This is a genomic window from Roseobacter sp. HKCCD7870 (assembly GCF_037830315.1).
In the GTDB taxonomy this organism is placed as follows: Bacteria; Pseudomonadota; Alphaproteobacteria; order Rhodobacterales; family Rhodobacteraceae; genus M30B80.
On sequence record NZ_JBBLYO010000002.1, the window covers coordinates 21,295 to 46,486 of the forward strand.

At 56.3% G+C, this 25,192-nt stretch carries 24 protein-coding genes and 1 tRNA gene; 13 read left to right on the top strand and 12 right to left on the bottom strand.

All coding sequences use genetic code 11. From position 1 onward, the window contains the following. Window positions 1–133: 133 nt before the first annotated feature. From AAC637_RS08480 to AAC637_RS08490, 3 genes are read left to right on the top strand one after another with little or no spacing between them, the layout of a single operon-like run. On the top strand, window positions 134–1,348 hold the full coding sequence (locus AAC637_RS08480; RefSeq protein ID WP_340303194.1) for an amino acid ABC transporter permease: 1,215 nt from the start codon (window positions 134–136) through the stop codon (window positions 1,346–1,348). Window position 1,349: 1 nt separating this feature from the next. Continuing rightward, entirely contained in the window at window positions 1,350–2,666 is a 1,317-nt protein-coding gene (locus AAC637_RS08485; protein ID WP_340303195.1) for an amino acid ABC transporter permease, read from the top strand. A gap of 12 nt (window positions 2,667–2,678) precedes the next feature. Next, window positions 2,679–3,479: an amino acid ABC transporter ATP-binding protein gene (locus AAC637_RS08490; protein ID WP_317657439.1), complete on the top strand. Its 801-nt coding sequence runs from the start codon at window positions 2,679–2,681 to the stop codon at window positions 3,477–3,479. A gap of 6 nt (window positions 3,480–3,485) precedes the next feature. On the opposite strand, the gene AAC637_RS08495 is transcribed toward AAC637_RS08490, so the two are convergent. From AAC637_RS08495 to ttcA, 7 genes are all read right to left on the bottom strand, one after another. Then, complete coding sequence (locus AAC637_RS08495) at window positions 3,486–3,992, bottom strand: SixA phosphatase family protein (protein ID WP_317657440.1); 507 nt, start codon at window positions 3,990–3,992, stop codon at window positions 3,486–3,488. Beyond that, on the bottom strand, window positions 3,989–4,639 hold the full coding sequence (locus AAC637_RS08500; RefSeq protein WP_340303196.1) for a ferredoxin: 651 nt from the start codon (window positions 4,637–4,639) through the stop codon (window positions 3,989–3,991). Before AAC637_RS08500 ends, AAC637_RS08495 begins: the two co-directional genes overlap by 4 nt. A 41-nt stretch (window positions 4,640–4,680) precedes the next feature. After that, window positions 4,681–5,544, bottom strand: a complete 864-nt coding sequence (argB, locus tag AAC637_RS08505; protein WP_340303197.1) for an acetylglutamate kinase — start codon at window positions 5,542–5,544, stop codon at window positions 4,681–4,683. A 90-nt stretch (window positions 5,545–5,634) separates the two neighbouring features. Further along, window positions 5,635–6,291, bottom strand: a complete 657-nt coding sequence (gene yihA / locus AAC637_RS08510; RefSeq protein WP_340303198.1) for a ribosome biogenesis GTP-binding protein YihA/YsxC — start codon at window positions 6,289–6,291, stop codon at window positions 5,635–5,637. Beyond that, a complete protein-coding gene (locus AAC637_RS08515; protein WP_340303199.1) occupies window positions 6,288–7,034 on the bottom strand; it encodes an MOSC domain-containing protein in 747 nt (248 codons plus the stop codon). Before AAC637_RS08515 ends, yihA begins: the two co-directional genes overlap by 4 nt. Further along, window positions 7,031–8,854: a membrane protein insertase YidC gene (yidC, locus tag AAC637_RS08520; protein WP_340303200.1), complete on the bottom strand. Its 1,824-nt coding sequence runs from the start codon at window positions 8,852–8,854 to the stop codon at window positions 7,031–7,033. Before yidC ends, AAC637_RS08515 begins: the two co-directional genes overlap by 4 nt. A gap of 105 nt (window positions 8,855–8,959) precedes the next feature. Next, window positions 8,960–9,805 carry a tRNA 2-thiocytidine(32) synthetase TtcA gene (ttcA, locus tag AAC637_RS08525; protein ID WP_340303658.1) on the bottom strand — a complete coding sequence of 282 codons (846 nt, stop codon included), beginning with the start codon at window positions 9,803–9,805 and terminating at the stop codon, window positions 8,960–8,962. A gap of 129 nt (window positions 9,806–9,934) precedes the next feature. Here ttcA and AAC637_RS08530 point away from each other — a divergent pair, with 129 nt between their 5' ends. Beyond that, window positions 9,935–10,459, top strand: a complete 525-nt coding sequence (locus AAC637_RS08530) for a DUF3833 domain-containing protein (RefSeq protein WP_340303201.1) — start codon at window positions 9,935–9,937, stop codon at window positions 10,457–10,459. Here the strand turns inward: AAC637_RS08530 and yidD are convergent. From yidD to rpmH, 3 genes are all read right to left on the bottom strand, one after another. Then, on the bottom strand, window positions 10,441–10,689 hold the full coding sequence (yidD, locus tag AAC637_RS08535) for a membrane protein insertion efficiency factor YidD (RefSeq protein ID WP_317657447.1): 249 nt from the start codon (window positions 10,687–10,689) through the stop codon (window positions 10,441–10,443). The genes AAC637_RS08530 and yidD overlap by 19 nt on opposite strands. Next, on the bottom strand, window positions 10,690–11,049 hold the full coding sequence (gene rnpA, locus AAC637_RS08540; RefSeq protein ID WP_340303202.1) for a ribonuclease P protein component: 360 nt from the start codon (window positions 11,047–11,049) through the stop codon (window positions 10,690–10,692). A gap of 95 nt (window positions 11,050–11,144) precedes the next feature. Continuing rightward, on the bottom strand, window positions 11,145–11,282 hold the full coding sequence (gene rpmH / locus AAC637_RS08545; RefSeq protein ID WP_317657449.1) for a 50S ribosomal protein L34: 138 nt from the start codon (window positions 11,280–11,282) through the stop codon (window positions 11,145–11,147). A gap of 243 nt (window positions 11,283–11,525) precedes the next feature. Between rpmH and AAC637_RS08550 the strand changes: the two genes are divergently transcribed. Both AAC637_RS08550 and AAC637_RS08555 read left to right on the top strand, forming a co-directional pair. Continuing rightward, the gene (locus tag AAC637_RS08550; protein ID WP_340303203.1) at window positions 11,526–12,917 is read left to right on the top strand and encodes a sensor histidine kinase; all 1,392 of its coding nucleotides are present in this window, start codon (window positions 11,526–11,528) and stop codon (window positions 12,915–12,917) included. Between the two features lie 47 nt (window positions 12,918–12,964). Then, a tRNA-Arg gene (locus tag AAC637_RS08555) sits at window positions 12,965–13,041 on the top strand. Between the two features lie 86 nt (window positions 13,042–13,127). Here AAC637_RS08555 and AAC637_RS08560 read toward each other — a convergent pair. Next, on the bottom strand, window positions 13,128–13,694 hold the full coding sequence (locus tag AAC637_RS08560) for a DUF1285 domain-containing protein (protein WP_340303204.1): 567 nt from the start codon (window positions 13,692–13,694) through the stop codon (window positions 13,128–13,130). Between the two features lie 112 nt (window positions 13,695–13,806). Here AAC637_RS08560 and AAC637_RS08565 point away from each other — a divergent pair, with 112 nt between their 5' ends. From AAC637_RS08565 to AAC637_RS08580, 4 genes are read left to right on the top strand one after another with little or no spacing between them, the layout of a single operon-like run. Next, window positions 13,807–14,808, top strand: coding sequence for an AAA family ATPase (locus AAC637_RS08565; RefSeq protein ID WP_340303205.1), 1,002 nt, complete (start codon window positions 13,807–13,809; stop codon window positions 14,806–14,808). A gap of 39 nt (window positions 14,809–14,847) precedes the next feature. Further along, complete coding sequence (locus AAC637_RS08570) at window positions 14,848–15,705, top strand: DUF58 domain-containing protein (RefSeq protein ID WP_340303206.1); 858 nt, start codon at window positions 14,848–14,850, stop codon at window positions 15,703–15,705. Next, window positions 15,702–18,497, top strand: coding sequence for a DUF4159 domain-containing protein (locus AAC637_RS08575; RefSeq protein ID WP_340303207.1), 2,796 nt, complete (start codon window positions 15,702–15,704; stop codon window positions 18,495–18,497). Before AAC637_RS08570 ends, AAC637_RS08575 begins: the two co-directional genes overlap by 4 nt. Before the next feature lie 3 nt (window positions 18,498–18,500). After that, window positions 18,501–20,591 carry a hypothetical protein gene (locus AAC637_RS08580; protein WP_340303208.1) on the top strand — a complete coding sequence of 697 codons (2,091 nt, stop codon included), beginning with the start codon at window positions 18,501–18,503 and terminating at the stop codon, window positions 20,589–20,591. Here the strand turns inward: AAC637_RS08580 and AAC637_RS08585 are convergent. Then, window positions 20,578–20,988: a CopD family protein gene (locus AAC637_RS08585; protein ID WP_340303209.1), complete on the bottom strand. Its 411-nt coding sequence runs from the start codon at window positions 20,986–20,988 to the stop codon at window positions 20,578–20,580. The genes AAC637_RS08580 and AAC637_RS08585 overlap by 14 nt on opposite strands. Window positions 20,989–21,110: 122 nt before the next feature. On the opposite strand from AAC637_RS08585, the gene AAC637_RS08590 reads away from it, so the two are divergent. From AAC637_RS08590 to glcF, 3 genes are all read left to right on the top strand, one after another. Further along, window positions 21,111–22,550 carry an FAD-linked oxidase C-terminal domain-containing protein gene (locus AAC637_RS08590; RefSeq protein WP_340303210.1) on the top strand — a complete coding sequence of 480 codons (1,440 nt, stop codon included), beginning with the start codon at window positions 21,111–21,113 and terminating at the stop codon, window positions 22,548–22,550. 64 nt (window positions 22,551–22,614) lie between these two features. Continuing rightward, window positions 22,615–23,754: an FAD-binding protein gene (locus AAC637_RS08595; RefSeq protein ID WP_340303659.1), complete on the top strand. Its 1,140-nt coding sequence runs from the start codon at window positions 22,615–22,617 to the stop codon at window positions 23,752–23,754. Window positions 23,755–23,772: 18 nt separating this feature from the next. Then, complete coding sequence (gene glcF, locus AAC637_RS08600) at window positions 23,773–25,095, top strand: glycolate oxidase subunit GlcF (RefSeq protein ID WP_340303211.1); 1,323 nt, start codon at window positions 23,773–23,775, stop codon at window positions 25,093–25,095. The last annotated feature ends 97 nt before the right edge of the window (window positions 25,096–25,192 follow it).

A 25,192-nucleotide genomic window follows, 5' to 3' on the forward strand; every position in this document is an offset into this window, starting at 1 on the left:
CTCCGAGCATATGAAGGGCGCGGCATACCCGCGCCCTTCTTCTATTCTAATATCCAAAATTACGCTGAAACTGTTGCGACCCATTTGTGCCGCACTAAAATCTTGTACGCTGATTTAATGACAGGATTCCGCCATGGCTTTGATACCGGATCCAAGTTCTGAACCTTTCCGCTTGGGGCAGTTGATTTACGATCGTCGTTATCGCTCAATGACGATTCAAGTATTTGCTTTTATCATCATAATGGCCTTTATTTGGCAACTTGGCTGGAACACGGTTCAAAACCTATCTGAACTTGGTAAAGATTTTGATTTTGGATTTTTGGGATCGCGCGCCGGCTATGATATCAACCAGCGGTTGATCCAATATTCTAACGACAGCACCCATGGCCGCGCTGCGATTGTTGGGATACTTAACACGCTGCTCGTCGCTTTTCTGGGCTGTATTCTTGCCACGATGATTGGCGTGATAGCAGGCGTTTTGCGTCTTTCGAAAAACTGGATCGTAGCGCGATTGATGACGGTTTATGTGGAAGGGTTCCGCAATGTGCCGTTGCTGTTGTGGATCCTTGTGATCTTCGCCGTCATGACCGAAGCCACCCCACAGCCGCGCGATTTCCGCGAAGGCGGGGATGCGTCCATGATCCTGTTCGACAGTATCGCGATTACAAATCGCGGTATCTTTATCCCGCGTCCGATTTGGGGTGAGGGCTCAACCCTGCTTCTTGCTGTGTTTTTTGCTTCACTCTTTGCCATTTGGGCCTTCCGCCGTTATGCGCGCAAAAAACAAGAGGCAACGGGTCAAATCCTGCCTGTGTTCTGGATTTCTACGGCTTTGTTCTTTGTGCCTTCAGTTATTTTCTACTTCATTCTGGGCGGGCCAGTCACGCTGCAGTTGCCTGAATTGGGTGGTTTCAACTTTACGGGCGGCCTACAGGTGCGCAACTCGCTGATTGCCTTGTGGTTTGCGTTGTCGCTCTACACGGGTGCGTTCATCGCAGAGATTGTGCGCTCCGGGATTTTGGCGGTGTCACGCGGGCAAACCGAAGCAGCCTATGCCTTGGGCCTGCGCCCCAACCGCACGATGAATTTGGTGATCCTGCCGCAGGCCTTGCGCGTGATCATCCCACCCCTGATTTCGCAATATCTTAACCTGACCAAGAACTCCTCCTTGGCGATTGCTGTGGGTTATATGGATGTGCGGTCTACCTTGGGTGGGATCACGATCAACCAAACAGGCCGCGAGCTTGAAGGGATGCTCCTCTTGGGCGTCTTTTACTTGGTCACATCCCTAATCATTTCGGGCGTGATGAATGTCTACAACAACGCCGTTAAGTTGAAGGAGCGCTGAGATGGCAAATTCTGCGAATAGCTCCGTTTCTTATGTGCGCACCGAGATGCTGCCCGAGCAGGCCCCGCCTGTCTCGGAAGCAGGCGTGGTGAAATGGGTGCGTGAAAACTTGTTCTCTGGGCCGCTCAATACAATCCTAACAATTCTGTCTTTGGTCGCGATCTATTGGGTAGTCAGCCATGTTTTCCAGTGGTTCGCCTATGGCATTTGGACTGCAAATTCACTGAGTGAATGCCGTGAGGTGCGTGACGCGCTTTACGCCGATGGTCGCAATGTCGCCTGTTGGGCCGTCTTGAGCGAGCGTTGGAACCAACTTCTATTTGGGTTCTACCCCGCCGATGCATATTGGCGCCCTGTTGTGGCTTTGATTGTGTTTTTCATCGCCGTTGCGCCTGTGATGTTCAACTTTGGTGGCCGTAAATTGGCGATCTTCTCGGCCGTGTCGCCCTTCATTTGCTACTGGCTGTTATGGGGCGGGTCGATTTGGGGGCCAATCCTGACGGCTCTGGGCTTTGTTTTGGCATGGTTGGCCTATGGCCAGATCACACGGCAATTCGGGGCTTTGGCGGGCATCGTGGCGAGCATCCTTGTGCCGCTGATCTATTGGCGCTTTGGGGTTGCCCCACTAACAGGACTGACCGATGGCATCTTGCCCATTGGAATTGAAAATATCCAATCCAAGGATTTCGGCGGGTTCATGTTGGCGCTGATCATCGGGATCACGGGCATTGTTCTGTCTTTGCCGCTTGGGATTTTTCTGGCGCTTGGGCGTCAGTCTGATTTGTTCATCATCAACAAATTCTCGGTGATCTTTATTGAGGTGATCCGCGGCGTTCCGTTGATTGTGTGGCTGTTCACGGCATCGCTTTTGTTGAACTACTTCCTGCCGCCCGGAACGAATTTTGACCTGATGCTCCGCGTGATTATCATGGTCACGCTCTTTGCCGCTGCCTATATGGCCGAGGTTGTGCGCGGTGGTTTGGCTGCTCTGCCCCGTGGGCAATATGAGGGGGCAGATAGTCTGGGCTTGGATTACTGGCAATCCATGCGCTTGATCATCCTGCCTCAGGCTTTGAAAATCTCAATCCCGGGCATCGTGAACACGTTTATCGGTTTGTTCAAAGACACAACCCTCGTGGTGTTCATCGGTCTGCTTGACCCAATCGGTCTGTCTAACGCAATCCGCGCCACGACCGAATGGAACGGGATTTACTGGGAATTGTTCATCTTCATCGGGCTTTGCTTCTTTATGTTTTGCTACGCGATGTCCCGCTATTCGCAATATCTTGAGCGCAAGCTCGCAACAGATCGTCATTAAGGAGAGGCCGATATGAGTGAAGCCACCCCCTCCATCCAAGATCGTGAGATCAACCGTTCGCAGATGAAAGTCACCGATGAGGTGGCGGTTGAAATTCGCGATATGAACAAATGGTATGGTTCGTTCCATGTTTTGCGGGACATCAACCTCACTGTAAACCGCGGCGAACGTATCGTCATCTGTGGGCCATCTGGCTCAGGGAAATCTACGCTGATTCGCTGCATCAATGCATTGGAGGAGCATCAAAAGGGCTCCATCACTGTGGATGGCACATTGCTGTCAAATGACCTCAAGAACATTGACAAAATCCGTTCCGAGGTCGGGATGTGCTTTCAGCATTTCAACCTGTTTCCGCATTTGACCATTTTGGAAAACTGCACATTGGCCCCAATTTGGGTGCGCAAGACGCCCAAGAAAGAGGCCGAAGAAACGGCAATGTATTTCCTTGAGAAGGTGAAAATCCCCGATCAAGCGCATAAATATCCAGGGCAGCTGTCAGGGGGCCAGCAGCAGCGTGTGGCCATCGCGCGCAGCCTCTGTATGCGTCCGCGTATCATGCTGTTTGACGAACCGACATCGGCACTTGACCCTGAGATGATCAAGGAAGTTTTGGATACGATGATCCAATTGGCTGAAGAAGGCATGACCATGCTCTGCGTGACCCATGAGATGGGCTTTGCCCGTCAGGTTGCCAATCGCGTGATCTTTATGGATGCAGGCCAGATTGTTGAGCAAAACGAGCCTGAGCCGTTCTTCACCAACCCGCAAAATGACCGCACCAAGCTGTTCTTGAGCCAAATCTTGGGTCACTGATCCCGCTTAGGGCAAGTCACGCGGTGTGATAAAGGCGCGGGCGACCCCCGCGCCTATTTCTATGTTGGCCCAAGAAGTTGCGTTAAAGTCCACGACCAAGGTCGCGGCTGTAGGGTAGCGGGTGAATTTCTCGTGTTGGGGCTGTGTCGCCACCAGCGAGCGCGCCAAGCTACCAATACCGGGATTATGCCCGATGACGGCCAATGTGTGGCCCTCACTGGCCCTGATGACATTCAGCATATCAGGCGGCATCGCGAGATAGAGCGCACGTGTATAAGAAACTTCGATTTCCGCACCGCTCAAGCATCGGGAAATCGCCGCCCATGTATCGACAGCACGGGTTGCGGTCGAGCAAAGCACATGATCAGGCCGATACCCCTGCGCCTCAAGCCATGTTCCAACGCGCGGTGCATCCTCTATTCCGCGGGCATTGAGGGGGCGGTCATGGTCATCCAACCCTGCATCGCCCCAATCTGATTTTGCATGGCGGATTAAGATCAACGTCAGGGTCATGGGTGAAAGCTCCGCATGTGGAAATGTGATTGCGCCTCAACGCGTCCAAAATTTTGTGAGATCGGGCAGGCGCGCCGCGCCCTGCAGCCCTTGGTCATGCAATTTGCCCCCCCCATTGTGTTCAGATGGTCGTGGCATCGGATCGTATCATAGCCCGATCCGTCAAAGGCTGCGACAGGGCATGCGCTGCGGCAGGGTTGGTGCGTGCAGCTGTCGCATGGGCGGTCTTGAGCGGGCGCTTGAGGCACTGCATAGGGCAAGCCAAGTGCGCCGCGAAAGGAGACAAACAATCCCGATTGCGCATGGATGAGCAGCCTTATTGGGCTGGGCCATACTGCACCTGTCGCCAAAGCCCACTGGTAAAATGGTGCATAGGGTGGGCCACCAAAGGGAAAATAGGCTTCCCCCCCAATCTCGCGGGCCCAGTCACCGATGACCCGCGCAGACCAGCGATCCATCGGGTCAGGGGCGCCATCACGATATTCGGAGCTGTCTTCAAACGCAGACCAAAACTGAGGCTCATCAGGCCCCAAAAGCACCACGGTTTTTACCTCATGGCCTAGGCCGTGACTGTCCTCTGGGGCAAAATGCCCCAAAATGCGAAGGTGCCGCGCATGCGCGCCTTGTAAAAGGTCGGTCAGGTTCATTCTTTAGCCTGCGCTGATTGTTCTGCGCTGCGCAAGCGAAACTAGGCGCGGATGATTGATCCTGCCCCGTGATCCGTGAACAATTCCAAAAGGCAGGCATTGGGCGCGCGCCCGTCCAAAATAACGGCAGCGCGCACGCCTGCGCGCACGGCTGACAGGGCCGTTTCGGTTTTGGGGATCATGCCGCCTGCAATGACCCCGCTTTCGGTCATGGCCTCAACATCGGCGGCGCTCAATTCGGTTACCACTTCGCCATCGGCATTTTTGACGCCCGACACATCAGTCAAAAGCAGCAGGCGATCTGCCTTCAGGGCGGCGGCAATAGCCCCCGCTGCCGTGTCGCCATTGATATTATAGTTGTGACCATCACGATCTGCACCGATGGGGGCAATCACAGGGATCATCTCGGCCTCAAAGAGTTGCCGCAGAAGGGTCGTGTCTACCTCACTGGGTTCGCCGACAAAGCCAAGTTCGGGGTCGGCCATTGTGCAGGTGATCATCGAGGCATCTTTGCCCGACAGACCAACTGCGCGCCCGCCTTCGGCGTTGATCGCCTGCACGATCCGCTTATTAACCTGACCCGATAGAACCATTTCCACAACATCCATCGTGGCGGCATCCGTGACCCGCTTGCCGCGCGTGAAGGTGGAGGTCACGCCAAGCTTTTCAAGCATCTCATTGATCATTGGCCCGCCGCCATGCACCACCACAGGGTTCACCCCAACAGTGCGCATCAGCATCACATCGCGCGCGAATGAGGCCATCCCCTCATCCGATCCCATCGCATGACCGCCCAATTTGATCACCACAATCGCCCCGTGATAGCGCTGCAAGTAAGGCAGGGCTTCGTTCAAGGTGCGGGCGGTCGAGAGAAAATCACGCATTTTGGCTGTCTGCTTCTTCATCTTTGGCGTTCCAAACTGATCCCGCGCCATATTGGGCGCGCTCGATTACTTCCATAAGGCAGGAAGGCTTGGCTGTGAAGGTGGCTGTTCTCAAGCAAGCCCTGCGATCAAGGCCCGAAGGTTTTCAATACCCAAACCTTTTTCTGACGAGGTCATCAAGAGCTCGGGATAGGCGGCGGGGTGTTTTGACAGCGCCTTGCGCACTTGGGCCAAAATTTTATTGCGTTCAGCTTCTTTTACCTTGTCGGCTTTTGTCATCACGACCTGAAAGGTCACAGCTGATTGATCAAGCAGGGTCATGATCTCGTCATCAACCGCCTTGATCCCATGCCGTGTGTCGATAAGCACGAAAGCGCGGCGCAACGAGACGCGGCCTGACAGATAGGCCTTGAGCAATTTCTGCCATTTCTCGACCACCGCAACAGGCGCTTCTGCATAGCCATAGCCCGGCAAGTCGACCACATAATGGCTCTCGCCAAGTGTGAAGAAGTTGATTTCTTGCGTCCGTCCGGGTGTGTTTGAGGCCCGTGCCAAGTTTTTACGCCCAGTCAGCGCATTGATCAGCGAAGATTTCCCAACATTCGAGCGCCCAGCAAAGCATATTTCAAGCCGATCTGCAGGGGGCAGGCCATCCATGGCAACAACGCCTTTGACAAAATCTGCACCGCGCGCAAACAGCAGCCGCCCCTTCTCAAGGCTGATCTCATCGGCATCTTCGGCCAGCGGAAAAGGCAGGGCTGCACTCACCAGATAATCTCCACTTTATCCCCTTGGGCGATATGCCCTGCTTGGGTGGTTTCTGCGTATACGCCAAATTCGCTGTGATCCCAACCGCTTTGCAATATTTGCAGAGTTGGCACATCCCTTACCCCTGTGTCAGGATTTGCTTCAGTTGCGCGACAACGGGTTATTGGTTCTACGATTTTTAGGCGGGCCTCGCCAATCACAAGGCTCGCCCCAATCAGGTCAAGCTCTTCCCAAGGGGCTAGACCCTCAAGCCAAAGATTCCCACGAAAGCGGCGCGGATCCAGTGGCATATCGGCCCGCGCCTCTAAGGCGCGCAGCGAGGCAACATTTAGAATTGAAATCGAGGCAAAATTTGCATCGGTCATGCCTGATTTAGGCGCTGCGACCACCGCCTTCGGGGCGGGTCGCTCGGGCGGATAAATTGCCTCTAGCCATGCAATCAAATCGCTGTGGTCGCCTTTTGGGTCGAATATGTGATCGGGCAAATCAGGATGCGACAGGCGGATTGTGCCATTGTCCAAACAGCAGGCCGTGATGGCCATAAGCTGAGGGGCCTTTGCGCCGCGCAAGAAATTTCGGCAGGGTTGCCATTGCCCCTGCAAGGGGTCAGCCCCCGCTTCAATAACCGCATAGGCGCGATCAAGCGGCAAAGCGCAAGCGGGGGCCATAAAGGCCCCCGAAATACGTTCTGCGCCAATACCCTTAATCGGGTGTCGCCATATTTGGTCGAGTGTGACGCTCACTTAGCGTTCTTTGCGCCGCCGCGTTTGAAACTTGCGCGGATATTGCCAAACAGATCGGGCTTATACCCTTGGTGACGCATGATCGTGTATTGCTGCGCAAAGGTCAGGGTGTTGTTCACGATCCAGTAAATCAACAAGCCTGTCGCGAAATGGCCCAACATGAACATAAAGATAAAGGGTAGCCACGCGAAAATCGCGGCCTGTGTTGGGTCAGTGGGCGCTGGATTCAGCTTTTGCTGCAACCACATCGAGATGCCCAAAAGGATGGGCAGAACCCCGATAAAGATCAGCGCAAGGATACTGCCTGGCTCTGGCGCTGGCCATGGGAACAGGCCGAATAGGTTGAAGATCGAGGTTGTATCAGGTGCTGACAGATCCCGAATCCAGCCAAAGAACGGTGCGTGGCGCAATTCTAGCGTCACGAAAATCACCTTATAGAGCGAGAAGAAAATCGGGATTTGCAGCAAAATCGGCAAGCAGCCTGAAGCGGGGTTCACCTTGTTCTTCTTATACAGCTCCATCATGCCTTTTTGCATGGCTTCGCGGTCATCACCTGCGCGCTCTTTCAGCTTCTCCATCTCTGGTTGAAGCTCTTTCATCCGCGCCATGGAGGCATAGGATTTATAGGCAAGCGGGAATAAGACAGCCTTGACGATGAAGGTCAGCGCAATAATCGCAAGACCCATATTGCCAATCATCACATTCAGATTGTGCAGCAGCCAGAACATCGGCTTGGTGATGAAATAGAACCAACCCCAGTCAATCGAGTCGAGAAAGCGATCAATCCCGCCTGCGTCCTGATAGTTGCGGATGGTTTCCCATTCCTTCGCCCCTGCAAAGAGCATGGTGGTGACTTCGGCCGTTGCCCCAGCAGCAACATCTACTGCGGGCATCCGCGCTTCGGTTTGATAGATGTCCGCCTCCGCCACGTGGCGCGTTGCGGCCACAAAGGGCTGACCCGTGCCGGGGATCAAGGTGGTCATCCAATATTTATCGGTAAAACCGATCCAGCCGTTTTCGGCAACATCCACCAATTCTGCCGCCGCGCCTTCGCTGGGCATGACATCGAATTCGGTGACGTTTTCATAACCGATCTCGTCCAAAGTGCCGTCTGCTTTACGAACAACACCTTCATGAAGGATGAAGAAATTCTGCAAATCTGCGGGTAGGCCATGGCGGGCCACGATGCCGTAAGGAGCCAAGCGCACAGGCGCGCCCGTGGTGTTGCGCACAGATTGCGTCACAGAGAAAATGAAATTCTCATCAACCGAGATCACGCGATTGAAAATCAGGCCGTTGCCATTATCCCATTCAAGGGTAACGGGGGTCGTGGTCGTTAGGGTTTCGCCCTCGACCAAACGCCATTCGCTGTTGGGGCCAGGCACTTGGTCAAAATCAAGCGCGCCGCCGGGCGCCCATCCATAAAGGGCGTAATAGGCATTTGGGCCGCCAACTGGCGACAGAAGGCGCACGATATTTGCGTCTTCATCAATCGTTTCGCGATAGTTTTTCAGGGATAGGTCATCAATCCGCCCACCCAAGAGTGAGATTGAGCCGAGCAATTCATCGGTTTCAATCGCCACGCGTGCCGAGGAGGATAAAGCCACGGCGCGTGTTTCTTCCGCACCGATCAGAGCGGGGTCGCTTGACCCTGCGCTTGGCGGCAGAATGGCATCTGCGGGCGCGGTCGTATCGGATGCGACTGCCGCGTCCGTTTGCGTTACCTGTGGGTCTTCGGGGGGAAACAGAAGAAACCACACCAAAATGACGAGAAAGCTCAAGGCCGTGGCCAGGATCAGGTTCTTGTTCTGATCTTCCATGATCGCGCTATGCCCTATGATTTATTGACAGTCGGGTTCAATAGGCTGGCGGCGCAAAGGTCAAGGGGTTTGCGCCGAATATCGCGAGAACTGCGCCAATCTGGCCTAGTCTCGTCCCATATTTTCGGCACGCCGCGTCAGGCCGAAGAAATCAAATAATTCAGGGTCAAGCAGATGCGAGGGGCGCGCATTCATTAAGGCCGAGAAAATCTTTTGCCGCCGCCCAGGTGCGCGGGCTTCCCACTCATCCAAGAGGCGTTTGATGGCTTGGCGTTGTAGCCCGTCTTGCGATCCGCACAGATCGCAGGGAATTATGGGATAGTTCATCGCGCGGGCGAAGGCTTCACAATCCGCTTCGCTGACATGGGCCAGCGGACGATGGACAAAAAGATCCCCTTCATCATTCAAAAGCTTGGGTGGCATCGAGGCCAGTTTGCCGCCGTGAAACAGATTGAGGAAAAATGTTTCCAGAATGTCATCGCGGTGGTGGCCCAAAACAACGGCTGAACACCCTTCTTCGCGGGCAATGCGATATAAGTTGCCACGGCGCAATCGTGAACACAGCGCGCAATAGGTGCGGCCTTGCGGCACTTTATCCATCACAATTGAATAGGTGTCTTGATATTCAATCCGATGCGGCACGCCCATCTTTGTGAGAAACTCTGGCAATACCGTTGCAGGAAATCCAGGTTGGCCCTGATCTAAGTTGCAGGCCAAAATCTCTACGGGCAGCACGCCGCGCCACTGCAATTCGGTCAAGGCTGCCAAAAGCGTGTAACTGTCTTTGCCGCCCGACAGGCAGACCAACCATTTCGCGCCGCGCTCGATCATGCCGTAGCGGTCAATCGCCTCGCGGGTTTCACGGATGATCCGCTTGCGCAGTTTTTTAAATTCGGTGCTTGAGGGCGCGCCGTGAAAGAGCGGGTGGATATCCTCTGCATCGTCCAACATGGTGCGGCCTTCATCTTCACGCGGTTTTGATGTGCCTGCCATAGGCGAGGCAAGGCAGAAACGTCAAGTAAACTTGCTTTCTGCTCGTTTGCGCTAGCTTCGCAAATAGGCAGATAAGGATCGGGCATTATGAAAAAATTGGCATTGGCGGCGCTTTTGATGTTGGCGGCCTGCACGGGCAAACCTGCGCTTGATGATCCAAATCTCAGCACCCGCGCCTTGAATCTAGAAGAGTTTTTTCAAGGTGATCTTGTGGCCTATGGTCAGTTTCAGGATGTCTTGGGCGAGGTGCGCCGCCGCTTTGAGGTGAAGATCAACGGGACATGGGATGGGGAAACCCTACGTTTGGTCGAAGATTTCGTTTATGAAGATGGCAGCACTGAACAGCGTATTTGGCTCTTGGAAAAGCTGGACGAACAACGATGGCAAGGAACGGCTGACGGGGTGATCGGCATCGCAACGGGCGAGGAGCGTGGAGATGTCTTTAATTGGGCCTACACGATTGACCTGCCAGTGGAGCAGGGTGAAACCCTGCGGGTCAGCTTTGATGACTGGATGTGGCTCTTAAGTGATGACCGATTGCTCAACCGTGCCTATATGAAGCGCTTTGGCGTGACCATCGGTGAGGTCATCATTTATTTCGAACGGGTTTGATCCCCGCCCTTTGGCGGCACTGGGTCGTAACCTGATCCGCCAAGAGGGTGGCAGCGTCCAATGCGGCGCAGCAAAAGATAGCTGCCTTTGATCGGCCCATGTCGCTCAAGCGCCTCAAGCGCATAGGCGCTGCAGGTTGGCTGATAGCGGCAGTTAAACCCTACCCATGGGCTGAAAATCAGCCGATAAGCCCGAATGGGCAAAGATAAGATCCATGCCAATATGCGCATCTACGCCCCTCGCTTTCGCGGCGCGTGGATGCGGGATAAGGCTGCGGCTAACTCTACCTGCATTTGCGCAAAAGGATGCAACAAGGTGACTTCGGGGCGACCTACCAACACATAGTCCCACCCCGCTTGCCCATGCAGGGCCAGTGTGTCGCGCGCAATTTCACGCAAGCGGCGCTTTGCGCGGTTACGCGCCACCGCATTGCCGATCTTTTTGGAGCAGGTATAGCCAACGCGGATCACCTTTGGATCCACGCCCTCATCCGCGTCACGCTTGCGCGCCTGAAGCAAGAAAGCAGGCGCAGGCGCACGGGCCGCTTTGGCAGCCCGTAAGAAATCGGCACGTTTGCGCAAGGTTTCCATGATCCAAGCCCGATTTGGCGTTCAAATGCAAAAAGCCCCTGACGAAATCTCGGCAGGGGCGCGTTGAGGGTTGCCCCCCAAAGCCTGAGAAACGCTTATGCGCTCAGAGATTTGCGGCCACGCGCGCGGCGCGCGTTCAAAACCTTGCGGCCTGCTTTGGTCGCCATGCGTGCGCGGAAGCCATGACGGCGCTTGCGCACGAGGTTTGAAGGCTGAAAAGTCCGTTTTGACATCGGCTTGCTCCAGTTTGCTGGTCGGCGCGCGCCTACGCGCGCAAGTCACACGACCAAAAGAATCCGTATAAGGCCTGCGGCATACGCAAAGCAAAGCGGCGTGTCAATAAATGCGCGCGGTAAAATGCAACCTAACTCAAGTTTATTGTGATGGGCATAGAATCGCACAACATATGCGCGGGGCGTTACAATTCCACAATAAAACAACTATCTATGTGGCTGAGGGTATGCGGGGAAGGTTTCGTGTTTAACACACTCTCGGGACGATTTTTGATTTTGACCCTGTGCTTCGTAATGTTGGCAGAGGTTTTGATCTTCGTGCCATCGGTGGCCCGATTCCGTGAAGATTATCTTTTGTCGCGCCTTGAGAGGGCGCAAATTGCGTCACTGGCCCTTTTGGCGAATGATGGGATGGTTGATCCTGCGCTTGAGGATGAATTGCTGCGCAATGCTGATGTTTTAAACGTTGTGTTGCGGCGGGACGCGGTGCGGGAACTGGTGCTCGCTGCGCCGCAAATCCCACCTGTGGCCACCACCTATGATCTGCGCAATCCTCCATCCTTGGGTTTGATCCGCGATGCCATGATGCAGCTTTGGGATCAAAGAGATCGCACAATCCGTGTGATTGGGGCGCCTGTGCGCGATGCGGGCCTTGAGATCGAGGTGACCATGCACAGCGCCCCCTTACGCGCCGCGATGGTCGAGTTTGGCCTGCGGATCCTTGCCCTGTCGGCGGTGATTTCTGCCTTCACGGCGGCGCTTTTATTTTTCTCTGTGCGGTATTTCCTTGTGACACCTATGAACCGCGTGGTCGGGCAGGTGCGCGCCTATGCGGATGCACCCGAAGATGCCCGCCGCATCATAACGCCAAGCGCGGGCTTGCATGAGTTGCGGGATGCCGAGGTCGCTTTGAACAAGATGCAGACCCAACTGACCGCCGCCCTGAAGCAGAAGGATCATCTCGCGCAGATGGGCGCGGCTGTGGCCAAAATCAGCCATGATTTGCGAAATATCCTGACCACAGCCAGTCTGATGGCGGATCGTTTGGAGGGCAGCGATGATCCTGCCGTGCAGCGCACCGCGCCAAAGTTGCTGCAATCCTTGTCACGGGCGGTCAATCTTTGCGAAGGAACCTTGGCCTTTGGCCGTGCGCAAGAGCCACCACCTGCCTTAGCACGGGTCGATGCAGCGGGGTTGCTGCGCGATGTGGTGGAAAGTGAATCGCTTGGGCCAGATGCGGAGGCGATTGAATTCGATGTCTCTGTTGAAACAGGTTTGACCCTGCGCTGTGATGCTGAACAGATTTTCCGCGTGTTGAGCAACCTTATCCGCAACGCAAGGCAGGCCATTGCAGCACAAGGGGGGGCAGGCGTGATCTGTATCTTGGCCCAAGCTGCGCCAAATGAAGACGGGTGGGAAATTCGTATTCGCGACACGGGCCCGGGACTGCCAGAAAAGGCGCTAGAACATTTGTTCAAACCTTTCCAAGGCGGCGCGCGCAAAGGTGGCTCGGGTCTTGGCCTTGCCATAGCGGCGGAATTGGTGCGCGGGCATGGTGGCGCGCTGACTTTAGAGTGCAGCACCTCTGAGGGCACTGAATTTAGAATTTGGCTGCCCTCGCAACCGTTGGGGTGAATTCGCCCTTGCGCTGCGGTGACATGGGCGTTAAGAGCAACCCCCACGCGCTGGTAGCTCAGTTGGATAGAGTACTTGACTACGAATCAAGGGGTCGGGGGTTCGAATCCTCCCCAGCGCGCCATTTCCCCTACATTTTAGGTTTGTTTGTCCGTGGTGCTTCGCCTCTGCGCTTGAGTTTCAGCGGCATGACGCCAGTAGAGCTTTGGCTTAGGTTGTGAGTTCTGAGACAGGAATAAAGGGAAAAAATGTCCCGCAAGACCAGACGCCGAACCAGTCTGCGCCGCTCGTGTTATGCGCCACACCAAGATCGACAAGCCGATAAAAGCTCTTGCGATCGATAAGCGCCTCAAGGCCGCGGCGCACCATAACGTAAGGCGAAGGTTTCCCATCTGCGCTGCGGGTGAGGCGAATGGGGCTTTGGGCGCTGGCCCTGACGGTGTCGCCCACATTGGTTGTGAATTGCACCTCTTGCGCCGCGCCCTCGCCTATCACGATAAAATCCTGCGCTACAAACGGGGCATCTGCGACCCTGATCCCCACCTTTTCTACGGGGGTCACAAGGAAATATTTGTCCCCCTCCCGTTTCAGAATCGTTGAAAACAGGCGCACCATGCGCGGTCGCCCAATCGGGGTGCCGTTGTAAAACCATGTCCCGTCACGCCGAATTTCCATGTCGATATCGCCGCAAAAGGGTGGATTCCATTGATCTACAGGGGGCAGTTTGCCTTGCTTTTGCGCATTGGTCGCGGCGGCCAATAGGGATTCAGGCGTCATGGTCACGATGTTTTGTCTCCTATGGGCTTTTGCCATTTGTGGTCGGCGCCATAGTTAGATTTACTAGCGAACAGGTTACGACCCCAACATAATCATTATGCGGAGCATTTCTATGGCTGAGCTTGAAAACCTGACATCCGAGATTGATCGGCTTGGTGCGCAGCTTGGTCAGGCGCGGGCAGAAATTTCCAAACGCATTATCGGTCAAGATCAAGTGGTCAGTTTGGCCCTGGCAGCGATGTTGTCAAACGGCCATGCCCTGCTGATGGGGCTGCCTGGTTTGGGGAAAACACGGCTTGTCGATACGATGGCCCAAGTCATGGGTCTGCGTGCCAATCGGGTGCAATTTACCCCTGACCTGATGCCCGCCGATATTCTGGGGTCCGAAGTTTTGGATACAGGCGCACATGGGCAGCGCAGCTTTCGCTTTTTGGAGGGGCCTGTATTTTGTCAGCTGTTGATGGCCGATGAGATCAATCGCGCCAGCCCGCGCACGCAAAGCGCCCTCCTGCAAGCGATGCAGGAGCGAGAGGTCACAATCGCGGGTGCTGCACGCCCATTGCCCGCCCCATTTTTGGTTCTGGCCACGCAGAACCCGATCGAACAAGAGGGCACATATCCATTGCCTGAGGCGCAGCTTGATCGCTTTTTGTTGCGCATTGATGTGGCCTATCCTGATCGCGCGGCGGAGCGGGACATATTGATTGCGACAACGGGCCCAAGTGAGGCGGCAACAGCCCAAGTCTTTACCGAAGCCAATTTGATTGCGGCACAAAAATTGGTGCGCCACATGCCCGTAGGGGATCTGATTTGTGACATGATCCTTGATCTGGTGCGCGGATGTCGCCCTGACCCTACGGCTGATCCCGCGCGGATCGCGGCGCATTTGGCTTGGGGTGCGGGGCCGCGTGCCGCGCAGGCCTTGATGGTTTCGGTGCGCGCACGGGCGTTGATGCAGGGGCAATATGCGCCTTCTGTCGAGGATATTCGCGCTATGGCCCCTGCTGTTTTGATCCACCGCATGGCGCTTGGTTTTGCCGCGCGGGCCGAAGGCCATGATCTGGCCGCTCTCTTGACCCGCGAAATTGATCTTGTTTTGGATCACGCAGCCTAAATGCCCCCACGCGCCTTGCATAGTGATCCAAACGATCTCATGCGCCTCCGCGCTGATGCGGCTGCCCATGCCGCACGTTTGCCCGCGTTGTTGGTTGCGGCAGAGCATTTGGCGTCCAGCCTGCATTTGGGGGATCATGGCCGCCGCCGCGCAGGCGGGGGGGATGAGTTTTGGCAATATCGACATGTCCAAGCAGGGGACAGCGCCACAGCGATTGATTGGCGCAGGTCGGGGCGAGGGGATGGATATTACGCCCGCCAAACCGAATGGCAGGCTGCGCAAAGCCTGCTGATATGGTCTGACCCTGCAGCCTCTATGCGGTATAGTTCTCTCTCTGATCCAATGGCGCAAAAACGGATGCGCGCGGATGTGATTGCGTTGGCCTTGGCCGAATTGGTTTTACGCGCGGGTGAACGGGTCGGGTGGTTAAATAGCCAGACCCCGCCGCGTGCAGGGGTCACACAGCGCGAAGGTTTGGCACGCGATTTGCTTGCCCCAAAATCAAGCGCGGTCATGGCGCAGAGCATACCCAAAGGCGCAAAGATCGTGATCCTGTCCGATTTTCTGCGGGGGACGGATGAATTGGCCATGGTTCTGCGCAAGGCGACCGAGGCGGGCGCGCGCGGTGTCGTTCTTCATCTTATGGATCCCGCTGAAATGGCCTTCCCTTTTGCGGGACGCGTTTTGTTCCAAGATCATCACGCAGGGCCCGAGTTCGAGACGCAAGCGGCAGATGCATTGCGCCATGAGTATCAAGCACGGTTAGACGCCCATCGTGCCAATCTGATGACCGAGGCACAGCGCCATGGATGGCCCTTTTTCACTCATGTAACCGACCACCCTGCCAGTGTGGCGTTGATGTCTATCTATCAGGCTTTGTTAGAGGCGCGGCAATGATTGGGGCGCTTGGATTTTCGGCGGCATGGGTCTTGGCGGCTTTGGCGGTGTTGCCCGCCCTTTGGTGGCTGTTGCGCGTTGTGCCGCCGCAGCCAAAGCGCGTTTACTTCCCCGCGCTGATCTTTTTGCTGGGATTGACCGATAAAGAAAATGACAGTGCCAAAACCCCGTGGTGGCTGTTGATGCTACGCCTTATGGCTGCAGGGTTTTTAATCTTGGCCTTGTCTGGCCCCTTGGTGAACCCGCCTCCGTCTGAGGGGGATGAAACGCCACAAGCCCCTTTGGTGATTTTGCGCGATGGGGGTTGGGCAAGCGCGCTTGATTGGTCTGTAGAACAACAGGCCATCGAGGCCAATTTGCGCGCCGCCATCCGCGATGGGCGTGCTGCTGTCGTCATTAGCCTGACCGAGCAGCCTCAGGCTTCGCTTGAGGCGCTGTTGACCTCTGGGGATGAGCAAATCACGCGGTTGTCTGCGATGCGTCCCGCACCCTTCGTGCCCGATTATGGCGCATGGTCAGACTGGTTCGCAGAGCAATCCATCCTCTTTGACGGGCTTTGGTTTTCAGACGGATTGGCGCATGGCAGTGAACGCGCGGGCCTAGCTGAGCTTTTGGCGGCGCGGGCGGCGCGGCTGCGCGTGATCGAAACGGGCGACAATCTTTTGCGGATGGTCGCCCTTGCCCCGCTTGAGCAAGGCGGGGATGGTGTCACACTCAGGCTCTTGCGCGCGGAATGGCCTGCGTTGCCAACGGCGCGTTATCTCGTGCAAGGGTTTGGGCCGGATCCATCAGGCGTGCCGCGCGTGTTGGTTGAGGCTGAAGCGGTCTTTGAAGAGGGGGCTTTAGCGGCCAACCTTGCCCTTACCCTGCCGCCCGAATTGCGCAATCGCCTGACCCGCTTTGAAGTGGCGGGACAACCGCAGGCGGCTGCGCGTTTATTGATTGATGACAGTCTCGCACGGCGCGAGATCGGTTTGGTCGCGACAAATGCCCCTCAGGAAGGGCAGGCCTTGCTTTCCCCCTTTCATTATCTGCGCGAGGCGCTGGCCCCAAATGTCGATCTTATCGAGGACGGTTTGGCCGAGATTTTGCCCGCAAACCCCGATGTGATCATTTTGGTTGATGTGACCCGTTTGCCCGAAACAGAACAATCTGATTTGACGGCATGGGTGGAACAAGGCGGTCTGTTATTACGCTTTGCTGGGCCACGAATGGCCGCATTGTCACCCGCCGAGATGCAAGCCGATGCATTGATGCCCGTGCAACTGCGCCAAGGTGGGCGTGCTTTGGGCGGTGCGATGTCATGGGCCGATCCGCGCAAGCTAGACCATTTCCCAGAGACATCCCCCTTTTTTGGCCTTGCCATTCCTGATGAGGTTACGGTCAGCCAACAGGTTTTGGCGCAGCCAGGCCCAGATTTGGCGGCGCGCAGTTTGGCCGCCTTGGAAGATGGCACGCCATTGGTCACGCAAATGACACGGGGCGCAGGGCGTGTCGTCTTGTTCCATGTGACCGCCAATGCAGAATGGTCGAACCTGCCGCTGTCGGGTCTGTTTGTGCAGATGTTAGAGCGGCTCTCTGTCTCTACCCGCCCGATCAGCGCGGAGGGCAAAGATTACACAGGGCTTAGCTTTGTTTCCGCGCAAGTGTTGGACGGGTTTGGTGCGCTTTATGATGCGCAGGGCGAAATCACAGTTGCAGGTGAAGATTTGCAAAACGGGGCACTATCGGCTGATATGCCGCCAGGCCTGTATCAGACCACCACGGGTCGCGTGGCGCTAAATGTGATTAAATCTGCGCAGGATCTGACCGTGGCAGATTGGCCTGAAAATGTGTCGGTCATACGGGGGCTGAGCGCCCCACCAACGCCCCTTGCACCTTGGTTGTTCCTATTGGCGCTGATTGCGCTTGCCGCAGATATGATTGGCAGCTTGGCTGTTACGGGGCGGCTGTCTGTGCGGGCCAAAGCCGCGCTTTTTGTGGTGGTCTTGGTTGCACCCTTCGCACCCAGTGACGCGCAAACCCTAACGCCCGAAGACATGTTTGGCCTGATGGCTACCGAAGATTTGCGCTTGGCATATGTCGTTACCGGCGATGATGCGGTGGACGAGATTTCGCGCGCAGGGCTGCAGGGTTTGTCCGATACGCTTTGGGCGCGCACCACGATTGAGCCGAGCCCACCCGTAGGTGTAGAGTTGACGCGCGATGAGTTGGCGTTTTTCCCGCTCCTATATTGGCCCGTGACAGAAGGCCAAAACCGCCCTTCTGATGATGTCTATCAGCGCCTCAATGCCTATTTGCGCGGTGGGGGCATGATTGTTTTTGATACCCGAGATGGGGATCTTGGCGGCATTGGTGGCGCAACGCCCGCTGCACGCCGTTTGCAGGATTTGGCGCAGGGCTTGGACATTCCGCCCCTCGCGCCAATCCCAGAGGATCATGTTTTGACCCGCGCCTTCTATTTATTGGCCGATTTCCCAGGGCGCTATACATCGCGCGATATTTGGGTTGAGGCGGCCCCACCCGAACCTGACCCTACCGAGGGCATGCCCTTTCGCGCGCTCAATGACGGGGTGAGCCCCGTGATTATTGGTGGCAATGACTGGGCTGCGGCATGGGCGGTTGATGGGGCAGGTCGCCCACTCTTGCCCATTGGGCGCGGATATGCCGGTGAACGGCAACGCGAAATTGCGCTCCGGTTTGGGGTCAATCTTGTGATGCATGTCTTGTCTGGAAATTACAAATCCGACCAAGTCCATGTGCCGGCCTTGCTGCAAAGATTGGGGAATTAAAGGATGGGTATGATGATCCTATTCGATCCTTATATCCCTCCCATGGGCGTGGCTGTTGTGGCGGCTGTGTTGTTGGTGATCACGGGCTATGCTGCACTGCGCGGCCTGCGCGGGTGGCCCTATCGTGCCGTTGCGGCGATGGTTGCACTTGTGGCGCTGATGCGCCCAATCTGGCAGGAGGAAACCCGCGCCCCTCTGGCCGATATCGCCCTAGTGGTGGTGGATCAATCGGCATCGCAAGGCTTGGCCGATCGTCCCGCCCAAACCGAAGCCGCGCTTGCCGCCCTTGTCGCAGAATTAGAGACAAAAGGGGTCGAGGTTGAACTGCGCTATGTGGCCGATGCGAATGGCAATCAAGGGACCCAGCTTTTGTCTGCCTTAAGCGGGCTTGCCGCGGAATTGCCCCAAGAGCGCATTGCTGGCGCATTTTTGCTGACAGATGGGCAAGTGCATGATCTGGACGCAATGCCCACAGGGATTGGCCCCGTTCACGCGCTGATCACGGGGCAGACGGATGATTGGGATCGCGCCCTTCAAATTGAAACTGCCCCAGCCTATGGCATTTTGGGCGAAGATGTAAAAATTGCATTGCGTGTCAGTGATTTCGGCCCCCTCCCTGATGGGGTGGATGCGCGCCAGACCGAGGTGATTTATTCGATTGACGGGAACGAGCCACAACGCGCGATTGTGCCAGTTGGGCAGCCGCTTGAATTAACATTGAACCTCGCCCATGCAGGACGAAACGTTGTGCGCTTTGAGGTGCCTGTGCAGGCGGGGGAATTAACCCCGCGCAACAATGTCGCTTATGCGCAGGTCAATGGGGTGCGGGATCGTTTGTCGGTGTTGCTTGTCTCAGGCGAGCCACATATGGGCCAACGGACATGGCGCAATTTGTTGAAATCTGACCCTGCGGTGGATTTGGTGCATTTTACCATTCTGCGCCCCCCTGAAAAGCGCGACAATGTTCCTGTGTCGGAATTGTCCTTGATTGCCTTTCCCACGCGTGAGCTGTTCATGGATCAAATTGATGATTTCGATTTGATCATCTTTGATCGGTATCAACGGCGCGGGATATTGCCCCTGATCTATCTTGAAAATGTGGCGCGATATGTCCGCGATGGCGGCGCGGTTTTGGTGGCGGCGGGCCCAGATTTTGCGGGGGCAGGGTCGCTGTATCGCTCACCTTTGGCCGATATTTTGCCCGCCGAGCCGACCGCGCGCGTGTTTGAAGAACCATATGTGCCGCATCTTTCCCGCCTTGGTGCGCGCCACCCTGTGACGCGTGGCCTTGAGGCGGCGCATTTACCCATTGCAGGATCAGATCAGCCATGGGGGCGGTGGTTCCGGCAAGTTGAGGTTGCCCCAAACGCGGGCGACGTCGTGCTTGAGGGGGTAGGTGATGCGCCGCTTTTGATCCTTGATCGCGTGGGCGAGGGGCGTGTTGCGCTCTTGGCCTCGGATCATGCATGGCTGTGGGATCGGGGATACGAGGGCGGCGGCCCACAATTAGAGCTTTTGCGCCGTCTGGCCCATTGGATGATGAAAGAGCCAGATCTTGAGGAGGAGGCGCTAAGCGCCGAAGCCGATGGTCGCGAGATGCGCATCATTCGTCAAACTATGGGGGCGGGCGTTGCCTCAGTCATTGTGACAGCGCCAGATGGGGAAGACATCACCGTGCCATTGCGTGAGACGGCCGAAGGCATGTTTGAAGGCAGCTATCTTGCCCCCGAAGATGGGCTTTACCGCGTAAGCGATCCAAATGCGGCAGATCTGTCAGATATCGTTGTGGGCATTGGCCCTGCCAACCCGCGCGAATTTAACGAGGTTGTAGCGACAGGCAATCTTCTTCGTCCTCACCTAGAGGCAACGGGCGGGGCGGTGTTTTTCCTCCGCGATGCTCTGCCTGGTCTGCGTCTTGTGCCAGAAGGGCGCGGTGCAGTGGGGCGCGGTTGGATGGGGATTTATACCCGTGACGCCTTTGTCACGGAGGATGTGCGCGCCCGACCGCTTGTTCCTGTTTGGGTGTATCTGATCGCAGGTTTGGTTGCGCTTGCCGCCGCATGGCTGCGTGAAGGGCGCTTTAGAAGGGCTTAAAGACCACCACGATTAAAACGGCGATGGCGCCAAACACGCTGACCTCATTAAAGATCCGCAGGTAAAAATCGCTTTCGCGGAACTCGCCTTTTAGGGCGCGCAGGATCAAGCGACCCGTCCACGCGTAATGCGCGCCAAGCAGGCTGACGAGGCCCAGTTTCACCCAGACCCAAGGCGCGAAATTCCAAAACCACCCAAGCCATAGCCCAGTGGCAATCGCAATGACACCAAGCCCTAGCGAAAAGCGATAAATGCGAATCGTCAGATCGCCTGTTGGGCCAAATTCACCAAGCCGCGCATATTCTCGTTTCCAAAAGATAATGGCGCGGGGGACAGCAAAAATACCTGTCATCCAGCCCATGACGCAAAGAATATGTATGACTTTGACCCAATCCATGTTGCCTTGCTGCCTGTTTTGTTATGTCTCGTCTATGGGCAATTCGGTCGCGCATGGCTTTTGCTTGCGCAATCCTTCAAATTGGTCTAGAAATCTTACCAATATCGCAGGGAGGGCTGATTATGGAAATGCCAAAACCAAACCCCGCCATTTTGGCCAAGCGCACGCGGATCATTTCGCGGTTGCGCGATGTGCTGCCCCATGATGCGGTTATTGATGATCCGCATGAAACGCGGGCCTATGAATGTGACGCTTTGACGGCCTATCGCTGCCCGCCTTTGGCGGCGGTGTTGCCCCAGTCCACGGCTGAAGTCTCTGAGGTGCTGCGCATTTGCCACGAGGAGGGTGTGCCTGTTGTTCCGCGTGGTTCTGGCACCTCGCTCGCAGGCGGGGCCTTGCCTACGGCCGATAGCGTCATTTTGGGGGTGGCGCGCCTGACACAGGTGTTGGAAACCGATTACGACAATCGATTCATCCGTGTGCAGACAGGGCGCACCAATCTCAGCGTGACGGGCGCTGTTGAGGCGAATGATTTTTTCTACGCCCCCGATCCATCAAGCCAATTGGCCTGCGCGATTGCGGGGAATATCGGAATGAATTCTGGCGGTGCGCATTGCCTGAAATATGGGGTGACGACCAATAACTTATTGGGCGTCACGATGGCGATGATGGATGGCACAGTCGTTGAGATTGGAGGCGCGCATTTGGATGCGGCTGGCCTTGATCTTTTGGGCGTGATTTGCGGCAGCGAAGGACAGCTTGGCGTAGTCACGGAGGCCACTTTGCGTATCCTCCGCAAACCCGAAGGTGCGCGCCCCGTATTGATGGGATTTGACAGCAATGAGGTCGCAGGGGAATGCGTCTCTGATATTATCAAGGCGGGCGTTCTGCCTGTGGCAATCGAATTCATGGATCGACCCTGTATCGAGGCGACCGAGGCCTTTGCCAAGGCGGGGTACCCGATGTGCGAGGCCTTGTTGATTGTCGAGGTTGAAGGATCTGAAGCGGAAATCCGCGAACAATTGGATGTGATCCTCGACATTGCCAAGCGCCACAATCCCGTGGAATTGCGCGAGGCGGCAGATGCCGATCAGGCCGCACGCATTTGGTTGGGCCGAAAATCCGCCTTCGGTGCGATGGGTCAGATCAATGATTATATGTGCCTTGACGGCACGATCCCCGTCTCAAGCTTGCCTTACGTTCTGCGCCGCATCGGCGAGATGAGCAAGGAATGCGGACTTAGCGTTGCCAATGTCTTCCATGCAGGGGATGGCAATATGCACCCGTTGATCCTGTTTGATGCCAACAAACCAGGCGATCTGGAGCTGTGCGAGGCTTTTGGCGCGGATATCCTCAAGCTCTGTGTTGAGGTGGGCGGTTGCCTGACGGGCGAACATGGGGTGGGTATTGAAAAGCGTGATCTGATGCTGACGCAATATACCCCAACAGACCTCGAAGCGCAGCTTTGGGTGAAGGATGTGTTTGACCCCAAATGGCTCTTGAACCCTGCAAAGGTGTTTCCGCTTTCGGTCACTGAAACCCGCCGCGATCACGCTGCCTAAGCGAAATTTCATCCCCCGATCTCGCTCTTGGGGGCCTACCTTATGAAAGGGACGTTGCGCTATGTTGCAACCGAAATCCGAGGCTGAATTGGCCGATTGTCTCGCCGCAGCAAAACATCCCATGGCGATCCGTGGTGGTGGCACCCGCCCGATTGGCCGCGCGGTTGCGGGCGAAGTTTTGTCAACGGCGGCCTTGACGGGGATCACGCTTTACGAGCCGGGTGCGCTGACCTTGGTCGCGCAAGCTGGTACGCCCTTGGCCGAAATTGAGGCCGTGCTTCATGCCGAGAACCAGCGCCTGCCCTTCGAGCCGATGGATCACCGCGCGCTTTTGGGCACAGACGGCACGCCCACAATCGGTGGGGTGGTTGCTGGCAATGTTTCGGGGCCGCGCCGCATTCAAGCGGGCGCCGCGCGTGACAGCTTGATCGGCGTGCGTTTTGTTGATGGGGCGGGAACCGTCATCAAGAATGGCGGTCGCGTGATGAAAAACGTCACGGGCTATGACCTCGTGAAACTGATGGCAGGCAGTTACGGCACGCTTGGGGTTCTTTCCGAAGTCTCCTTCAAGCCTCTTCCTGAAGTCGAAACCTGCGCCTGCCTGATCCTTGAGGGGCTGTCGGATCAGTCCGCCGTGGCCGCGCTGTCGCGCGCCCTAGCTTCGCCCTATGAGGTGACAGGGGCCGCGCATGCCGCCAATCGTGGTAGCAGGTCACGCACCATGCTGCGTCTTGAAGGTTTTGCCAAAAGCGTGGCCTATCGGACAGATGCCCTACGCGGCGTTCTTGCCGAGTTCGGGGAAGTGGAGGTGATATCTGATCCCGATCTGGTGCGCCAGATGTGGAAAGATCAACGCGATGTGACTGCGTTTGCGGAGCAAACGGGCGATGTCTGGCGCATCTCGTGCAAACCTAGTGACGGGCCTGCAATCGGCGCGAAAATCAAGGGCGAAGTGATCTATGACTGGGGTGGCGGTCTCATTTGGGCCTTGGTTGGCGAAGGGCATGATCTGCGCAAGACCCTTGGTGCATTTGGTGGCCATGCCACGCTGATCCGTGCATCTGAGGCCACGCATGCGCGCATCCCGACCTTCCACCCTGAGCCTGCGCCTTTGGCGGCGCTGTCAGATGGGTTGCGCCGCAAATTCGACCCAAAAGGAATTTTGAACACAGGGCTGATGGCCACGGCCATGCCTGCCGCATAAGGAAGGGCGTGTTTCGCCATGCAGACGACATTCACCCCAGAACAGCTTGCTGATCCCGCCACTGCGCGCTCGAACGAGATTTTGCGCGCCTGTGTCCATTGCGGATTTTGTACGGCCACTTGCCCAACCTATCAAGTGTTGGGCGATGAGTTAGACAGTCCGCGTGGGCGGATTTATCTGACCAAGGATATGCTTGAATCTGGGCGTCCAGCAGACGCAAAGACCGTCAAACATATTGACCGCTGCTTGTCCTGTTTGGCCTGCATGACCACCTGCCCTTCGGGGGTGCATTACATGCATTTGGTCGACCACGCCCGCGCCCATATTGAGCGCACCTATAAGCGCCCCTTTATGGATCGTGTTCTGCGCTTTGCCTTGGCGAAAATTCTGCCCTATCCGACACGGTTTCGCCTTGCACTTTTGGGGGCGAAGATTGGGCGGCCTTTTGCCTTTTTGATGCCTGATGCGCGGCTCAAGGCGATGTTGAACATGGTGCCTGCGCAAATCCCGCCCGTTAGTCGCAATGATGATGCGCAAAGTTTTGCGCCGCATGGCACGCGCAAAATGCGGGTTGCTTTGATGACGGGATGCGCACAACGGGCGCTGAATACGGATATCAACGATGCCACAATTCGCCTGTTGCGCCGTTTGGGCTGCGAGGTGGTTGTGGCCGAAGGTGCGGGCTGCTGTGGGGCCTTGACCCATCACATGGGCCGCGAGACGGAATCGCATGCCTTTGCGGCAGCCAATATCAAAGCATGGATGCGCGAGGCGCGCGGCGCAGGATTGGACGCGATTGTGATCAACACGTCTGGCTGTGGAACCACAGTCAAGGATTACGGACATATGTTCCGCAATGATCCTTTGGCGGAAGATGCTGCAACCATCTCAGGTCTTACGATGGATATTTCAGAGCTTCTGCAAAAGTTGGACTTGTCTGCCGCCAAAGCCCCCGAAGATTTGAACGTGGCCTATCATGCGGCCTGTTCGCTGCAACATGGGCAAAAGGTGAAAACCGCGCCAAAGGATTTGCTCAGAGCCGCAGGGTTCACGGTGCTGGAACCTGCCGACAGTCACCTATGCTGTGGATCGGCAGGCACATATAACCTCATGCAGCCTGAAATCTCGGGCAAGCTTAAGGCGCGCAAAATCCGCACGCTTGAGGCCTTGCAGCCCGATGTGATTGCTGCGGGCAATATCGGCTGCATGATGCAAATTGGGTCAGGCACAGGGCATCCTGTGGTGCATACGGTCGAGTTGCTTGATTGGGCCACAGGTGGGCCGAAACCGCCTGCGATGTCGCGCGCACCGCAGGAAATGCCTGTGCCAATCTTGCGCTAAATCCCTGTTTCAGGGGTCTTGAAACCCGGACAGCTGCTTCCAATATCAGAGAGGTCGGTGCCGCCAAGCGGGCCGACCTGAACCTTTGTTGGCGTGT

Excerpts from the sequence above, each read along its gene's own strand:
- AAC637_RS08480 (WP_340303194.1), top strand. The coding sequence starts at position 134 with ATGGCTTTGATACCGGATCCAAGTTCTGAACCTTTCCGCTTGGGGCAG.
- AAC637_RS08485 (WP_340303195.1), top strand. The coding sequence starts at position 1,350 with ATGGCAAATTCTGCGAATAGCTCCGTTTCTTATGTGCGCACCGAGATG.
- AAC637_RS08490 (WP_317657439.1), top strand. The coding sequence starts at position 2,679 with ATGAGTGAAGCCACCCCCTCCATCCAAGATCGTGAGATCAACCGTTCG.
- AAC637_RS08495 (WP_317657440.1), bottom strand. The coding sequence starts at position 3,992 with ATGACCCTGACGTTGATCTTAATCCGCCATGCAAAATCAGATTGGGGC.
- AAC637_RS08500 (WP_340303196.1), bottom strand. The coding sequence starts at position 4,639 with ATGAACCTGACCGACCTTTTACAAGGCGCGCATGCGCGGCACCTTCGC.
- argB (WP_340303197.1), bottom strand. The coding sequence starts at position 5,544 with ATGAAGAAGCAGACAGCCAAAATGCGTGATTTTCTCTCGACCGCCCGC.
- yidC (WP_340303200.1), bottom strand. The coding sequence starts at position 8,854 with ATGGAAGATCAGAACAAGAACCTGATCCTGGCCACGGCCTTGAGCTTT.
- ttcA (WP_340303658.1), bottom strand. The coding sequence starts at position 9,805 with ATGTTGGACGATGCAGAGGATATCCACCCGCTCTTTCACGGCGCGCCC.
- AAC637_RS08530 (WP_340303201.1), top strand. The coding sequence starts at position 9,935 with ATGAAAAAATTGGCATTGGCGGCGCTTTTGATGTTGGCGGCCTGCACG.
- yidD (WP_317657447.1), bottom strand. The coding sequence starts at position 10,689 with ATGCGCATATTGGCATGGATCTTATCTTTGCCCATTCGGGCTTATCGG.
- rnpA (WP_340303202.1), bottom strand. The coding sequence starts at position 11,049 with ATGGAAACCTTGCGCAAACGTGCCGATTTCTTACGGGCTGCCAAAGCG.
- rpmH (WP_317657449.1), bottom strand. The coding sequence starts at position 11,282 with ATGTCAAAACGGACTTTTCAGCCTTCAAACCTCGTGCGCAAGCGCCGT.
- AAC637_RS08560 (WP_340303204.1), bottom strand. The coding sequence starts at position 13,694 with ATGACGCCTGAATCCCTATTGGCCGCCGCGACCAATGCGCAAAAGCAA.
- AAC637_RS08565 (WP_340303205.1), top strand. The coding sequence starts at position 13,807 with ATGGCTGAGCTTGAAAACCTGACATCCGAGATTGATCGGCTTGGTGCG.
- AAC637_RS08570 (WP_340303206.1), top strand. The coding sequence starts at position 14,848 with ATGCGCCTCCGCGCTGATGCGGCTGCCCATGCCGCACGTTTGCCCGCG.
- AAC637_RS08575 (WP_340303207.1), top strand. The coding sequence starts at position 15,702 with ATGATTGGGGCGCTTGGATTTTCGGCGGCATGGGTCTTGGCGGCTTTG.
- AAC637_RS08580 (WP_340303208.1), top strand. The coding sequence starts at position 18,501 with ATGGGTATGATGATCCTATTCGATCCTTATATCCCTCCCATGGGCGTG.
- AAC637_RS08585 (WP_340303209.1), bottom strand. The coding sequence starts at position 20,988 with ATGGATTGGGTCAAAGTCATACATATTCTTTGCGTCATGGGCTGGATG.
- AAC637_RS08590 (WP_340303210.1), top strand. The coding sequence starts at position 21,111 with ATGGAAATGCCAAAACCAAACCCCGCCATTTTGGCCAAGCGCACGCGG.
- glcF (WP_340303211.1), top strand. The coding sequence starts at position 23,773 with ATGCAGACGACATTCACCCCAGAACAGCTTGCTGATCCCGCCACTGCG.